Genomic DNA, 13,618 nt, shown 5'->3' on the forward strand with positions numbered 1-13,618 from the left:
TCACGGAGGAACGGACACGTCCGCCCGCACCCCCACCAACCGGAAGGCTTTCCCCTGACCGGCGGCGAGGGCCGACCGCACACCGCGGTCGGCCCTCGCCGCTGCCCGCCTCAGTCGAGGGCCGATTCGTGGAACCCCCTGCCGGGCACCTCGCCGAGCGGGCCGTGACCGCCATCCTCTCCAGCGCACCGGATGTGTCATGTGACGAACCCGCGCCCGTGGTCCCTGTGGCAGCTGCGCCCGCACCGCTGCCCGCGCGCCCGGAGCCGACCGGCCCGGCCGCACCCGAACGAGCGCGAGCCATTCCGGAGCGTTACGGGCTCAGTGGTCGAGGTGGACCATTTTCTTGGGGTCGACGATGCGGTCGAAGTCCTTTTCGGTGATGTAGCCGGTGGCGAGGGCGGCTTCGCGCAGGGTGGTCCCCTCGTCGTCAGCCTTGTGTGCGATCCGGCTTGCTTTGTCGTAGCCGATTTCCGGCGAGAGCGCGGTGACGAGCATCAGGGAGCGGGAGAGGTACTCGTCGATCTGCCGGCGATGCAGTTCGGTGCCTTCGATGCAGTAGGTACGCATCTTCTCGCAGGCGTCGGCCAGGATCCGCGCGGAGTGCAGGAAGTTGTTGATGATGACGGGCCGCATGGCGTTGAGTTCGAAGTTGCCCTGGCTGCCGGCGAAGGCGATGGCGCTGTCCTCGGCCAGGACTTGGATGCACACCATGACCATCGCTTCGCACTGGGTCGGGTTGACCTTGCCGGGCATGATGGAGCTGCCCGGTTCGTTGGCGGGCAGGGCCAGTTCGCCGATGCCGCACCGCGGGCCGGAGGCGAGCCAGCGGATGTCGTTGGCAGTCTTCATCAGCGGCACGGCGAGACCTCTCAGGCCGGCCGAAGCCGCCACCATGGCATCCAGGCTGCCAAGGGCGGCAAAGGAGTTGGGGGCCTTGCGGAACGGGTGGCCGGTTAGCTCTGCGATCTCCTGCGCCATCTGAACGCCGAAGCCCTCGGGAGCGTTGAGACCGGTGCCGACCGCGGTCCCTCCTACGGCCAGCTCGTACAGACCCGGCAGGGTTGCCTCGATGCGGTCGATGGCGTCGGAGATCTGGGCGGCGTAGCCGGACCACTCCTGGCCTACGGACAGCGGGACGGCGTCCTCCAAGTGAGTGCGGCCGATCTTGATGATGTCCCGCCACGCTTGGGACTTGGCTTCCACGGCATGTTGCAGGTCCCTCACCTTCGGGAGCAGGTACTCGTGGATCTGGCGGACGGCGGCGATGTGCATCGCGGTGGGGAAGGTGTCGTTGGAGGACTGGCCCATGTTGACGTGGTCGTTGGGGTGGATGGGTGTCTTGGACCCCAGTGTGCCGCCGACCAGCTGGATCGCCCGGTTGCTGATGACCTCGTTGACGTTCATGTTGCTCTGTGTGCCGGACCCGGTCTGCCACACGTACAGCGGGAAGTGGTCGTCCAACGCGCCGGAGATCACCTCGTCGGCGACACGGGCGATCAAGTCGGCCTTCCAACCGGGCAGACGGCCCTCGCGGCCGTTGACCAGCGCGGCGGCCTTCTTGACGTAACCGTACGCGTGGTAGACGGCCTTGGGCATGCGGTCGTCCCCGATGGAGAAGTGGATCAGGGACCGCTGGGTCTGGGCGCCCCAGTAGCGGTCGGCTGGCACCTCGATGGCGCCCATCGAGTCCGATTCAGTACGGCTGCCCTTCGCGTCGATGCCGATGGGCACCTCCTGCACCGTCGGCGGCGGCTCGACATCGGTGTGCGCGTGCTTGGCGGCCATCAGGACGGCCCCTGCTCATCGGGCAGCGGCCCGTAGACCGGCTGCCACATGGCGTCCTGCACGGCCTGGACGACATCGTCCGGCCGGCGGGTGGCGACCTTGTCCTGGATGGCCGCGCGCACGACCGCCACCGCTACCGTCGCCGAGGAGGCGCGCAGGTTCGCCACCGGGGGCAGCAGGGGCGCGCCGGGGGCGCGGGCGTCGACCTGCCCGGCCACCGCCTCGGCGGCGGCGAGCAGCATTGCGGCGGTGAGCCGTTCGGCGCCGGCGACGACGGTGCCCAGGCCGAGGCCGGGGTAGAGCAGCGCGTTGTTGGCCTGTCCGATGACGTGGCGGACCCCTCCGTATTCGACCGGGTCGACCGGGATGCCTGTCGCCGTCAATGCCTTGCCGTCGGTCCAGGCCAGCAGGTCAGCGGGCATGGCCTCGATCTTCTCGGTGGGGTTGGACAGCGGGAAGATGACGGGCCGCTCGACGTGCTCGGCCATCGCGGTGACCACGTCCTTGTCGAAGGCGCCCGGCGAGGTCGAGGTGCCGATCAGTATGGTGGGGTGGACATGCCGGACGGTGGTCAGCAGGTCGATCTTTCCGTCCGCCCAGCCCTGCACCTCCGCGGCGGGCCGTGCGTAGGGCGCTTGGTAGTCGCGTAGGTCCGGCATGCCCTCCAGCAGCAGCCCCTGCTTGTCGACCAGCCACACCCGACGGGTGGCTTCCTTGGAGTCCAGGCCGTCACGGACCATGGCGTCGCGCAGCTGGTCGGCAATGCCCACCCCGGCCGTGCCGGCACCGAAAATGATCACGCGCTGGTCACGGAACGGCACGCCGGTGATCTTCAAGGCCGACACCGCGGCGGCCAGGGTGATCGCCCCGGTGCCCTGCATGTCGTCGTTGAACATGCGATAGCGATCCCCGTAGGTCTCCAGGATGCGGCGGGCGTTGCCCGGCCCGAAGTCCTCGAAATGCAGCAGCGCGTTCGGATACAGGTCCGAGACCGTCTCCAGGTAGGACTCGATGAAGGTGTCGTAGCGCTTCCCGCGTTCCCGGGTGTGGCGCACGCCCAGGTAGAGAGGGTCGTTCAGCAGGTTCTCGTTGTCAGTGCCGACGTCCATGACCACCGGCAGGCAGCGGCCGGGGTGAAGTCCGGCCGCAGCGGTGTAGACGGCGAGCTTGCCCACCGAGATCTGGATGCCCTGCACACCCCAGTCGCCGATGCCCAGGATCTCCTCGGCGTCGGTGACCACCACCAGGTCGACCTCATCGGGGTGGAGTTGAAGTGCCTCGAAGGAGCGGCGCACATCGTGCGGCCGGTCGATGGACAAGAACACCCCGCGGGGGCGCCGGTACTCGTGGCTGTACCGCTTGATCGCCTCACCTACGGTCGGGTCGTAGACGACCGGCAGCAACTCGGCCAGGTGATCTTGTAGCAGCCGGTAGTACAGCACCTCATTGCGGTCGTGCAATTCCTCGAGGTTGATGAACTTCGCCAGAGCGGTCGGCTCTTCCCGCAACTGCTCATAGGCACGAATCGCCTGCTGGTCAAGGGTGAGCACGGCGTCGGGCAGCCGGCCCACCAGTCCGAGGCGCTCACGCTCCTCAGCCGTGAAAGCGGTACCGCGATTGGTCAGCGGATCCAGCAGGACAGGAGGCATATGCATAGGCATGAGAGCTCCTCCACGTGCATGACTCCATCGGTTCCAGCCCCCGCATTGCCATGTTCCACCAGCTCCCCCCAACGGCGCCACTGGAGAAATCCGCACTCATCCGCCCCGTTGGTGGCCTGAAACGGCATGCCGCTCTGAAATACGATTCTGGCCCTGACTTGCAGGTTCCCCGGGTTTCTGGGGAACCTGTCGCCGCCGGCATCGCCCTCGTCCCGCAGCGCTTCAGTCCGACATGGCGTCGGTTCCTCACCACACAGGCCCACGGCATCATCGCCGTCGACTTCATGCCGGTACGGCTTCCGTCCCAAGTGGTCCACGATAGCGTGCGTCGCGAAGCAGCCTGCGGCGCGCGGGGGTATCCTTCGTGGTTGCCGTGGCGATGGGGCTTCCTTTCAGAGACTGTTTTTCGACATGCACGCAACCCTTTTTTGCTACGCTTTTCTTGCTGGGTGCGCGGCCCGTGAACAGATCTTGATCTTCGGGTCACGATTCGACGTCCGTGAAACGACTCCAAATTGGCGTTGTGTTGCCGGTGTGCGCAGAGAGCGCTGGTGAGCCTGGGCCGTCTTTCGGGTCAGAAGACGGCCGCGACTAGGGCCTGTCCGGCCGATCTCCGTGGGAGAAGGAGCGGGGTCTGGCGCCTGTGATCGCAAGGCGGAGGAGGGAGACGACGCGATGGGGGTCCCCCCTGCTCGAGCGGAGCCGAGAGCTTGGTGGGGGCACCTCCCGGACGGAGTCTGGGGGAGAGTCGTCGACTGATGACAACGCCGCGAGCGCTGGTGCCAGGGCACGCGACGCCGCGGAGATCGGCCGGACAGGCCCTAGCTCGCATGCCGAATGAGCCGGGCTCCGAGAGATCGAAGGAACCCACCATGACCACGACAGTGGCACCCCAAGCGGTGCGCGCCTGTCGGTAGGGGGCTCGAAATGACGGCGCCCGGTCTACCGGCGAAGCGGCGGCCTCAGCTTGGCGGCCCCGCCGTGGCAGTGCCGCAAGGTGCCGAGCGGATCGTCGAAGATCTTCACCGGGCCGGGCTCCAGCCACGCGGTGGGCCTGGAACGCACCGAGGAGTTCCTCGCCGCGCCCCTGGCCTTCTTCGCCGCCCAGCCCGCTCCCGCCGCCACTGGCTGACCGTCAACCCCTGGCCGAGCCCTGGTCCACGCAGCGCCTCCACGACCCCCCCACCGGTCATCAGACCCGGAAGGAAAGGCCATGCCACTGCTGTATTTCGACGTCATCGAGGGCCGAACACCTGGTGAGATCAAAGCGCTGCTCGACACAGCGCACGCGGCCACGGTGGAGGCGTTCGGAGTGCCCGAGCGAGACCGGTACCAGGTCGTGCGGAGCCACCCCGCCAGCGAGATCGTTGCACTCGACACCGGTCTGGGCATCAATCGGTCCGACCGGATGGTAATAATCCACGTGGTCAGCCGCAGGCGCAGCCGTGCGCAGAAGGAGAGGCTTTACGCGCTGCTGGCCGAGCGGCTGCGACGCGACTGCGGTCTCGACCCGGCCGATCTGATCGTCTCGGTGACCGAGAACGATGACGAGGACTGGTCCTTCGGGTCGGGCCGAGCTCAGTTCCTGACCGGAGAGCTGCACTGAGCGTTCGGCGTGATCCACGCCGTTGTCGTCGGCTCGCTGCCTTGCGGTGCCAGCAAGACGGCTGCTCTAGTTTGGAAGATCCCGTATGCATCCGGTGGCTTACCTGCCAAGACCGCTAGATCTGCGTGATCGCGCGGCTCGCCGCTCTTCCCGCTCCCCGTGGCGGGCCGACGATCAGAACCTGTAAGGCCAGGCAGCTGATTCGAGTAGGTCCGAACGAGCGGTCGGCGACCCGAGAGAGCCTCCGGAGCGATCACTGGGAGCCGGCGGCGAGCCCTCGCCCGGGCAGGTGCTGATCCGGGTGCGGACCGCGGGTGCCGGGTTCCCCGACGTGATGATGGCGGCAGGCCATTTCCCGCTGCTCGGGGAACCTCCCTTCGGCCTGGCGGAAGAAGCGGCGGGGGAGGTCGTCGCCGTGCCGCCAGGCTCGCGGTTCGCAGTTGGCGACCAAGTGACCGGCATCACCGGGTTCTTGGAGGGATGGGGCGGGTACGCCGAGTACGCGTATCTGCGTGAGGGATCGGCCATCCGTATTCCGGCCGGCATGACGGACGAAGAGGCCGGCGGCTTTCCCATCGGCTTCCGCACGGCGTACGCGGGCCTCGTCGAACGCGCCCCGGTGGAATCGAGAAGCGCGGGTCACGGAGCCGCACATAGCCTGATCGTCATGGACATCACCATTCACACGAGCTTCCTCCCGCATGACGACCCGGACGCGTCCCTGGCTTTCTACCGCGACGCCCTCGGCTTCGAGGTCCGGAGCGACGTCGGACAGGGCAAGATGCGCTGGATCACGGTCGGCCCCGTCGGCCAGCCCGGCACGTCCATCCTCCTGGCGCCGCCGGCCGCCGACCCTGGGGTCACCGAGGACGAGCGCCGCACCATCGTCGAGATGATGGCCAAGGGCACCTACGGCTGGATCCTGCTGGCCACCCGGGACCTCGACGGCACTTTCGAGAAGGTGCAGGCCGGGGACGCCGAGGTCGTCCAGGAGCCGACCGAGCAGCCGTACGGCATCCGCGACTGCGCCTTCCGCGATCCCGCGGGCAACCTGGTCCGCATCCAGGAGCTTCGCTGAGCCGTCCGGTCATCGATTCGGCTCGGCGGGCCTGCCCTGGTCGCCGCCGCTGGACGGCAGGGACTGCGAGCCGGCACCGGAGGCGGCGGCGATCCTGAGCGCGCGGTCCGTACTGCCGCAGGTACCGGTGGAGGTCGGCGTCTCGGCGGGCGATGCGGTGGGGTTCGAGGGCGACCGGCGGGCCTGCCTTGCCGTAGCCCGGTCGCTGCTCTGCCAGGCCGTGACGGGCAGCGGGCCCGCGGCGTGACGCTGGCGGTGTTCACCGACCCCGACCGGCTCGCCGACTGGGACTGGACGAAGTGGCTGCCGCACGGCGCGGATGTACGGTCCGGGACGACCCGCCTGGTGGCCGTCGGCCCCGAGCAGGCGGACGCGCTGGCCCGGCAGCTGCTCGCCGCCGCACCCGGCGCCGCGAAGGGCGGCACGCGGTTATACGCCGGTCATGGTGGTTTTGGCGTTTATTTACCTGTTCATGCCTCAGGTGGGGAGCCGAGGTTGACGGGCGGCTGGCGGCTCGTTCGCTGTGTGGGCGATGAGCGGCGACCCGTCGATATCTGATATCGGCTGCCGTAGATTTTGATATCGTGGTCGTGTCGCGATGCACTGGATCGAGGAGGACATATGGCACGAACCGTCATTGACGTCAACGATGAGATGCTCGCCGAGGCGGCCGAGATCTTCGGTACCACGACGAAGGTCGCCACGGTGAATGCAGCTCTGGAGGATGCGATCAAGCGCCGGAAGCGTGCGTCGTTCCTGGGCTGGCTCGCGGAAGGCGGGCTGCCCGACCTGACCGGCCCGGTCGAGACGGCTGACGACCCGCACCAGGCCGCATGAGCGACCGCTACCTCATCGACAAGTCCGCCCTTGCCCGCTACCCAAAGCCGGCTGTCCGCGCTGTGATCGACCCACTCCACAACGCGGGCCTGCTCGCCGTGTGCGGGGCTGTCGAACTGGAGGTCCTGCACAGCGCCCGGTCCAAGACGGACGCGGAACGTATCCGCGACGAGATGCGGGGCTTCGACTGGCTCCCGACGCCCGATGAGGCCTGGGACCGTGCGCTGGACGTGCAGACGCGGCTGATCGCTGCCGGGAACTGGAAAGCTCTGTCGGTCTCGGACCTGGTCATCGCCGCGACGGCCGAGCGCAGTGGCGCGACGGTCCTGCACTACGACGGCGACTACGACATGATCGCGAGCGTGACCGGCCAGCCGATGCGCTGGGTGGTCCCTGCCGGAACGGCCGACTGACACGCTTCCGCACCGCTGGTCTCACCGCTCTGCTGCTCGACCCGCTGCGGGCCGGCGCACCGTCCCGGGTGGTCAACGGACGGGCCGGTGCGGTCGTTGGTGGAGCTGACGTTGGCGGCTGAGCACCGGCGCGGGCACGGCGCGATGTACGACGCGCTCAACGCCGGCTGGCTGGAGCCCACCCGCTTCCGCCGCCTGCCGGCCTCGCTGCCGCTGGCCCGGGCAGGGGGGAGCGCCAGAACCTGATCGGGGCGTGGCGGACGCCAAGGCCGGACCCAGTGCGGCAAGCCCCTGCACGTTGGTGCTGCTGGGGTCAGGTGCTGGATGCCTCGAAGGTCTCGATCGTGCAGCGTGTTGCTCCGCTGCGCTCGATCCTGGCGTCGCTGGTGATCAGCGGAACGCCGAAGCTCTCTGCGAGGGCCACGTAATGCGCGTCGTAGACGGAGAGGTTGTTCGACAGCTCGCGTACGCGCTGCCACAGGACCAGCGTTGGGTGCAGGTCGAGAGCGAGGGCCTGGTAGTCGGTGATCGCCTTCAGTGCCTCCTTTTCTGTGATCTTCGGCTTGCACCCTCGCCGGCTGCAGGCCAACCCGAAGGCGGCCGAGGTGATCTCGTAGTCCAGTAGGCCCGGCGCTGCGAGAGTATCGGCGCGGCCCACCCGCTCACGGATCGCGGTTCCGGTCTTGCCGTGGTCGAGGAGGAAGTGCACAAGGCTGGAGCAGTCAATGACGATCAACGTCGGTCCCGCCCGTCCTCGATGGCGTCGAGGATGTCGGTCGTATCGAGCTCGGTGCGGGTTTCACGCTCCAGGCGTGTGGCCATCTCCGCGAGGGTGGGCTTGACAGCTTCCCGGGAGAGAAGCTCCAGGGTGTACGCCTGGAGCGACTTGCCCGCCTGTGCGGCGCGGACCTTCAGAGCGTTGACTGTGTCGTCCGGGACGTCCCGGATCGTGATCGCGGTCATGCCTTCATTTTAGCAGCAATGCAGGCGATATGCAGTCGTCAGGGGCTGGCTGTACCGCACGCCGGTGCTGACCCAACCGTGCGGCGTGCGACACGGCCAGAGGGTGCTGGCCGTGCGTCGGCTGTCCTGCCGAGCGCGGGTCATCATCCGGCTGGCAGTGTGGAGGGGGTAGCTGATTGTGTGATCGCCGGACGGAGATCATCTCTGTGTGTCACCGTGCGATCGCGTTATGAAGCCGCGCTCGCCCTTTGAGGAGCACGATGCCCGCACCCATCCCTGAGCAGAGCACGGCTGGCGAGACCTTCCGGCGCGGGGACCACCTGGTCCTGCAGGTCGGCGCCGGAACCGGGAAGACGACGACGCTGGCGATACTCGCGGCCGGCACAACCAAATGTTCCAGCCGGCCGTGGTCATTCGATTCCTTCCCAGGCAGGCAGTTCGACTGCGGCGACGTCGGAGGGATGTTCTGGCCTGGTCGGGTTCCAGCGAGTGATGAGGATTCCGCAGGCGGTGGGGGTTGCATCGAGCAGGGTGAACCTGTCCCTTGCGAGGGTGTCGCCGAAGATCCGGGCCCCGTGGCCGGCGAGGCCGGGATTGACGTAGAGCTGTAGTTCGTCGACCAGGTGGTGCTGAAGCAGGGCTGCGACGAAGCCGGCGCCGCCGAAACAGATGAGGTTCCCGTCGACAGCGTGCTTGGCCTGCCGCACTGCCTCCGCGAACGACCCGTTGATCACCTTCGTGCCTGGCTGGTCGGCTACGTGGTGTTCGGTGACGACGAACTTCGGAAGCCGGCCGATACGCGCCGCGAACTCGTAGTCGGGCTCGTCCGGGTGCTGTTCGGCGGTCCGGCGCCAATGGGTCAAGTAGCCTTCGCCGGCCATCGGTCGGCTGAGCAGGATGCCCGAAGCGGAGGCGAACAGGGCGTTGAACCGGGCGCGGGCGTCAGCACTCCAGGTCCAGTTCGGTCCCCAGTCCCAAAGTTGCCACCGTGAACCGGGCACGTCGCTGTCCACGAACCCGTCAATGGACATCTGCATCTGGACGATGAGGCGACTCATCGGACGATCTCTCCCTTCCGGCCGAACATGGCAAGCAGCCTGTCCGTGTCGGTGCATTGGTCGGACGACGGCGGGTAGCTGGAGTCGAACAGTCCTTCGCGTTCGACGTTGCCCAGCACGACCGGCGCGAAGGTGAGCAGAGTGCTCACCAGATCAGCAGGTAGCGGTGCGCGTCGTCCGGTCGATTCGTTGACGTCCCAGGCGTGCACGGTGAGTTCGAAGGCACCTGTCAGTGCCGTCAATCCGATGTCCGGACGGTCGCACGGCGACCGCGAGACTGCCTGGAGCAGCCGCCGGATCTCGAACTGGACCTGCGTGCAGTCACCTTTCGGTCCGGGGCAGGGCGTGGCACCGCTGATCAGTTCGGTCAGTGCCGCAACCGAATCCGATACGTGGTGCACGAGTGTGCCGAGGTCCCACTCGGTGCACGGGGTCGGACGGGTGGGCATGACCTGCGCGGCCCCGTGGAGACTCGCGCTCATGACCTCTGCGGCGCGCGTCAGCAGGTCTAGCGGGTGCGATGTTCCGGTCATGAGCTCGACGACGTGCGGAGGGACAGCGGGAGCCCGAAGTTCGGGAACAGCTCGTGTCCGAGGAACACCGTGATCCGAGAAATCAGTCCGTCACGTGGCTCGATGACCTGGATGCCGTGTGCCGCAAACGACCCGTCCGCCGTCTCAACGTACGTTGCCAGCGCGGGGTACCCGTTCGCGGACGTCGGAAGCGCTCGACGCCCGCAGCTGAACACTCGACGGATGTGGTGATCGAGCACAGCCGCCCGGCCGAGGAACCAGACGGGGATCGGCGGCATCTCGTATTCCACGTCCGCCACCAGCAGCTCGGCGAGCGCCACGATGTCCGCTGACTCGAAAGCCCGCAGGTATCGATGCAGCAGGCCAGAATCCAGGTCAGGCGTCGGAACCACTCGCTCCAGGACCGGTGCGTCGCTGGCGAGGGTCGCTCGCGCTCGCTGGAGCAGGCTCCGGACGGCGGTGACGGTGACACCCAGCAGATCAGCGACCTCCGCCGGCGTATAGCCGGCCACCTCAACCAGCATCAGGACCGCACGCTGCCGGGCGGGGAGCTTCTGGAATGCGGCGACCAGCGCCAGTCGGGTGCTGTCCCGCAGGGCCACGACCGAGGCAGGATCATCAGCCTGCCCGGCGAGATCGGACGTCGGAGCAGGCTCGAGCCAGGACACGTTGTCCAGATGCCGCAGATCAGCGTGCTCGGAGTCCGACGTGCCCGTGCCGAGACCGGACGGGAGCACGCGACGATGGGTGCTGCCGAGCGCCGTCAGGCAGGTGTTGGTGGCGATGCGATACAACCACGTCCGCAGGGATGATCGCCCGTCGAAGTTCTCGTAGCCGCGCCAGGCCCGCAGTAGCGTTTCCTGCACCAGATCCTCGGCATCGTGCAGGGACCCGACCATGCGGTAGCAGTGGGCCAGCAACTCGCTGCGATACGGATCGGCCAGTTCAGCGAAGCGTCCGCCAGCCGCGTTGCCTTCACCTGACACCGAGTTCCCCCTCAGCGCTCACGACCGGCTGCGCAGCCGGTGTCACCTGTACTGCCGCGACCGGCCTCCGGCCAGGAGCGAACACCCCGCTCACGGCACCGGCGAACGCCATCACCGCTGACGCGGTGATCGCAGCAGAGAACCCGTTCGCGAACTCGAGCGGCGACCGATCACTGCCGTGAGCGGCAAACACCGCGGCAACAATCGCGATACCCAGTGCCCCGCCGACTTGCCTCACCGTGCTGAACGTGCCGGCGGCCTTGGCCATCAACGACAGCGGCGCCGAACTCATGACCGCAGTCTGCTGCGCAGGCATCGCCATCGACGTACCGACGCCGGCCAGCACCAGCGCCGTGACCATCTTGCCGTACGAGTCGTGGTCGTGCGCCGTGACCGCGAGCCACACCAAGCCAACGCCCTGCAGCGTCAGACCAACCGAGATCAGCCACCGTGGACCGATCCTGTCCTGCAACCGACCGGCAACAGGTGCGATGAAGAACAGCGGCACCGTCCACGGCAGGAACCGCACTCCCGTGCCGAGCGGCGAGTAGCCCAAGCCGATCTGCAGATACTGAGCGAGGAAAAAGACGGTGCTGAACAGCGACGCAGTGAGCAGCAGCGTCGACAGGTTTCCCGCCGCGAACTCGGGGATCCTGAACAGACGCATGGGCAGCATCGGCTGACTCACCCGCAGTTCCCAGGCGACGAACAACACCAGCACCACGCCGGCGCCGATCAGGGCGCCCAGCACCTCACCACTGGACCAGCCGGCGGCACCCGAGCGGACCAGCCCCCACACGATCCCGAACATCGACGCGGCCGCCAGCACGAGGCCGAGCAGGTCAGGACGGGCAGGGTTTCCCTTCGTCTCGATCAGCTTGGTCGCGGCGAACGGCAGGACGACTGCGATGACCGGGAGGTTGATCCAGAAAATCCACTGCCACGCAATGCCCTGTGCGACGGCACCACCGACCAGCGGACCGCCGACCACCGCCAATCCCATGACGGCGGCGTAGATCCCCATGACAGCGCCACGCTTCTGTGGAGGCGTCGCGCCGGTGAGCAGAGCGAGGGCGGCCGGTGAGATGAGGGCCCCACCGGCGCCCTGCGCGACTCGAGCCGTGATCAGCAACCCGACGCTGGGTGCAATGGCGCATGCGGCGGAAGCCAGCGCGAAGACGACAAGACCGATCACGTAGGCCCGCTTACGTCCAATGCGGTCCCCGAGCTCCGCGCCGGGGATCATCAGTGCCGCGAAACTGAGGCTGAACGCGTTGACGGTCCACTCCAGGCTGGCCATGGAGGCGCCGAGGTCGCGGCGAATCGTCTGCAGCGCAGTGGCGACCACGAGTTGATCCAAGGCCACGATCAGGGCAGCGGCTGCCGTAATCGCAAGTACCCAGCCCAGTGACGCTCGTGGCCTCGCAGGCACGGTGACGCTCATGGTGAGTCCTTCCAGTAGGCAAGTCACTGGTATCGACTCGCCCCAGGAGCCAGATTCATCGCTCCCATCGGCCGACGATCACCGTCCGGTGGCCGGTATCCCCGGTCGTCGCCCCCTCGTTGATCAGCAGTGACGGAATCGGGATATGCGAGGGAGAGGCTTTGACGCAAGAGGCCAGCGAGACAGCGAGGCCGCCTTTTTCGATACAAAGGGATCACGTCATGCGTGCATTGATAGCTGTGGTGGCCGCCGCGTCCGTCGTTGTTCTGGGTGGTGCCGGCGTTGCCTCCGCGACGACCGCGACGGTTCACACGGCGACCAGCAAGGCGGCGGCCTGCCAGCCCGGAACCCTCAAGGCCGTCGTGACGGGCACCCAGGCCGAGATGTCGAGCTTTGGAACCGTGCTGAAGGTCACCAACACGGGGAAGGCGACTTGCACGATCAGCGGTTACGCCGGGCTGGCGCTGGAGGGCTCCGGCCACAAGGCGATCAAGACGACGGTGAAGCACGGCAGCACCTACTTCACCAAGAACCCGGGCGCCCACACCGTGACCCTGAAGCACGGCCAGAGCGCCTACGCCGACCTGGCCTGGACACGCACCGGTACCCACACGGCGAACGCCAAGTACCTGCAGATCGCGCCCACCGGGAGCAACAGCCACAGCACCGTCGGCTTCTCGCACCCGCTCGACAACGGCGTGCTGACGGAGACCGCCTGGTCCACCAGCCGGCCCAAGACCAACTGACACCGCGGCCCGTGCGGGGACACCGCCGGGGACAGCGGACACGTGGCAGCGTCCGCCCCCTCGCGACGCTGGCCGTGCCGACGCGTGCGGCCAGTATGCCGCAGGCCCGGTGAACGGGTGCGTCACTTGGCCTCGTGGTGCGGTCGTGCGGTTCTTCGAGCCGAGGGGGGCGTCCAGGGCCGGGCCGGGAGGTTGTCGCCCGAATCGCTGGAACAGCTGGGCGAATCCCGGTCCAGCCCGGCACCCGGCTGTCCCAGAACCCCAATTGCATGAGCGTCGTCAGATGCGATCGGCGCGGTGCCGCGTGCCAAACTCGCCACATGATTGTCTAAATGCGCGTCAGGTGAATGTGTGAGATTTTCTCAGAGAGGGCCGGGAATTTGTCGCGACCGCGCCCGCGGCCTTTTTTTGGGGGTTTCCTGGCCCGCGACAAAGCCCCCGCATCGGCCGTTGCGGGGGCTTTGTCTGGGTCAGGAAGGGCTATGGCTGTGGTCAGCGGACGACG

At 67.5% G+C, this 13,618-nt stretch carries 15 protein-coding genes and 2 pseudogenes; 9 read left to right on the forward strand and 8 right to left on the reverse strand.

Features of this window, described 5'->3' with window-relative positions; all coding sequences use genetic code 11:
- Positions 1 to 321: 321 nt before the first annotated feature.
- Together fumC and FCI23_RS38310 are read right to left on the reverse strand one after the other, a co-directional pair.
- The gene (gene fumC / locus FCI23_RS38305; RefSeq protein WP_136728780.1) at positions 322 to 1,788 is read right to left on the reverse strand and encodes a class II fumarate hydratase; all 1,467 of its coding nucleotides are present in this window, start codon (positions 1,786 to 1,788) and stop codon (positions 322 to 324) included.
- A complete protein-coding gene (locus FCI23_RS38310; protein WP_136728781.1) occupies positions 1,788 to 3,449 on the reverse strand; it encodes an NAD-dependent malic enzyme in 1,662 nt (553 codons plus the stop codon). The genes fumC and FCI23_RS38310 overlap by 1 nt, the downstream gene beginning before the upstream one ends.
- A gap of 997 nt (positions 3,450 to 4,446) precedes the next feature.
- On the opposite strand from FCI23_RS38310, the gene FCI23_RS62605 reads away from it, so the two are divergent.
- The 8 genes and pseudogenes from FCI23_RS62605 to FCI23_RS38340 all read left to right on the forward strand — a co-directional run.
- Positions 4,447 to 4,581 (forward strand): hypothetical protein, encoded by a 135-nt coding sequence (locus FCI23_RS62605; protein ID WP_265737799.1) that lies wholly within the window; start codon positions 4,447 to 4,449, stop codon positions 4,579 to 4,581.
- An 81-nt stretch (positions 4,582 to 4,662) separates the two neighbouring features.
- Positions 4,663 to 5,055, forward strand: coding sequence for a tautomerase family protein (locus tag FCI23_RS38315; protein ID WP_136728782.1), 393 nt, complete (start codon positions 4,663 to 4,665; stop codon positions 5,053 to 5,055).
- Between the two features lie 289 nt (positions 5,056 to 5,344).
- A pseudogene (locus tag FCI23_RS63270) lies at positions 5,345 to 5,581 on the forward strand (alcohol dehydrogenase catalytic domain-containing protein); the annotation flags it as partial.
- 141 nt (positions 5,582 to 5,722) lie between these two features.
- On the forward strand, positions 5,723 to 6,133 hold the full coding sequence (locus tag FCI23_RS38320) for a VOC family protein (protein ID WP_136728796.1): 411 nt from the start codon (positions 5,723 to 5,725) through the stop codon (positions 6,131 to 6,133).
- Between the two features lie 243 nt (positions 6,134 to 6,376).
- Entirely contained in the window at positions 6,377 to 6,691 is a 315-nt protein-coding gene (locus tag FCI23_RS60690; protein WP_246144482.1) for a hypothetical protein, read from the forward strand.
- A gap of 63 nt (positions 6,692 to 6,754) precedes the next feature.
- Positions 6,755 to 6,970, forward strand: coding sequence for a type II toxin-antitoxin system VapB family antitoxin (locus FCI23_RS38330; RefSeq protein WP_136728783.1), 216 nt, complete (start codon positions 6,755 to 6,757; stop codon positions 6,968 to 6,970).
- Positions 6,967 to 7,383 carry a PIN domain nuclease gene (locus FCI23_RS38335; protein WP_136728784.1) on the forward strand — a complete coding sequence of 139 codons (417 nt, stop codon included), beginning with the start codon at positions 6,967 to 6,969 and terminating at the stop codon, positions 7,381 to 7,383. Before FCI23_RS38330 ends, FCI23_RS38335 begins: the two co-directional genes overlap by 4 nt.
- Before the next feature lie 78 nt (positions 7,384 to 7,461).
- A pseudogene (locus tag FCI23_RS38340) lies at positions 7,462 to 7,608 on the forward strand (NF041680 family putative transposase); the annotation flags it as partial.
- 88 nt (positions 7,609 to 7,696) lie between these two features.
- Here the strand turns inward: FCI23_RS38340 and FCI23_RS38345 are convergent.
- The 6 genes from FCI23_RS38345 to FCI23_RS38370 all read right to left on the reverse strand — a co-directional run bounded on the left by FCI23_RS38345 (position 7,697) and on the right by FCI23_RS38370 (position 12,367).
- Entirely contained in the window at positions 7,697 to 8,119 is a 423-nt protein-coding gene (locus FCI23_RS38345; protein WP_136728785.1) for a type II toxin-antitoxin system VapC family toxin, read from the reverse strand.
- On the reverse strand, positions 8,116 to 8,346 hold the full coding sequence (locus FCI23_RS38350) for a FitA-like ribbon-helix-helix domain-containing protein (RefSeq protein ID WP_136728786.1): 231 nt from the start codon (positions 8,344 to 8,346) through the stop codon (positions 8,116 to 8,118). Before FCI23_RS38350 ends, FCI23_RS38345 begins: the two co-directional genes overlap by 4 nt.
- 410 nt (positions 8,347 to 8,756) lie before the next feature.
- Positions 8,757 to 9,404 carry a dihydrofolate reductase family protein gene (locus FCI23_RS38355; RefSeq protein WP_169317117.1) on the reverse strand — a complete coding sequence of 216 codons (648 nt, stop codon included), beginning with the start codon at positions 9,402 to 9,404 and terminating at the stop codon, positions 8,757 to 8,759.
- On the reverse strand, positions 9,401 to 9,937 hold the full coding sequence (locus FCI23_RS38360) for a DinB family protein (RefSeq protein ID WP_136728788.1): 537 nt from the start codon (positions 9,935 to 9,937) through the stop codon (positions 9,401 to 9,403). The genes FCI23_RS38355 and FCI23_RS38360 overlap by 4 nt, the downstream gene beginning before the upstream one ends.
- Positions 9,934 to 10,923, reverse strand: coding sequence for a sigma-70 family RNA polymerase sigma factor (locus FCI23_RS38365; RefSeq protein WP_136728789.1), 990 nt, complete (start codon positions 10,921 to 10,923; stop codon positions 9,934 to 9,936). Before FCI23_RS38365 ends, FCI23_RS38360 begins: the two co-directional genes overlap by 4 nt.
- Positions 10,913 to 12,367, reverse strand: coding sequence for an MFS transporter (locus FCI23_RS38370; protein WP_136728790.1), 1,455 nt, complete (start codon positions 12,365 to 12,367; stop codon positions 10,913 to 10,915). Before FCI23_RS38370 ends, FCI23_RS38365 begins: the two co-directional genes overlap by 11 nt.
- 221 nt (positions 12,368 to 12,588) lie before the next feature.
- Here FCI23_RS38370 and FCI23_RS38375 point away from each other — a divergent pair, with 221 nt between their 5' ends.
- On the forward strand, positions 12,589 to 13,113 hold the full coding sequence (locus tag FCI23_RS38375) for a DUF4232 domain-containing protein (protein ID WP_136728791.1): 525 nt from the start codon (positions 12,589 to 12,591) through the stop codon (positions 13,111 to 13,113).
- Positions 13,114 to 13,618: the final 505 nt, after the last annotated feature.

Source organism: Actinacidiphila oryziradicis, from assembly GCF_005047355.1.
In the GTDB taxonomy this organism is placed as follows: Bacteria; Actinomycetota; Actinomycetes; order Streptomycetales; family Streptomycetaceae; genus Actinacidiphila; species Actinacidiphila oryziradicis.

Coding starts and splice junctions, on each gene's coding strand:
- FCI23_RS38315 (WP_136728782.1), top strand. CDS start 4,663: ATGCCACTGCTGTATTTCGACGTCATCGAGGGCCGAACACCTGGTGAG.
- FCI23_RS38320 (WP_136728796.1), top strand. CDS start 5,723: ATGGACATCACCATTCACACGAGCTTCCTCCCGCATGACGACCCGGAC.
- FCI23_RS38375 (WP_136728791.1), top strand. CDS start 12,589: ATGCGTGCATTGATAGCTGTGGTGGCCGCCGCGTCCGTCGTTGTTCTG.
- FCI23_RS38370 (WP_136728790.1), bottom strand. CDS start 12,367: ATGAGCGTCACCGTGCCTGCGAGGCCACGAGCGTCACTGGGCTGGGTA.
- FCI23_RS38330 (WP_136728783.1), top strand. CDS start 6,755: ATGGCACGAACCGTCATTGACGTCAACGATGAGATGCTCGCCGAGGCG.
- FCI23_RS38360 (WP_136728788.1), bottom strand. CDS start 9,937: ATGACCGGAACATCGCACCCGCTAGACCTGCTGACGCGCGCCGCAGAG.
- FCI23_RS38355 (WP_169317117.1), bottom strand. CDS start 9,404: ATGAGTCGCCTCATCGTCCAGATGCAGATGTCCATTGACGGGTTCGTG.
- FCI23_RS38310 (WP_136728781.1), bottom strand. CDS start 3,449: ATGCCTATGCATATGCCTCCTGTCCTGCTGGATCCGCTGACCAATCGC.
- FCI23_RS38335 (WP_136728784.1), top strand. CDS start 6,967: ATGAGCGACCGCTACCTCATCGACAAGTCCGCCCTTGCCCGCTACCCA.
- FCI23_RS38350 (WP_136728786.1), bottom strand. CDS start 8,346: ATGACCGCGATCACGATCCGGGACGTCCCGGACGACACAGTCAACGCT.
- fumC (WP_136728780.1), bottom strand. CDS start 1,788: ATGGCCGCCAAGCACGCGCACACCGATGTCGAGCCGCCGCCGACGGTG.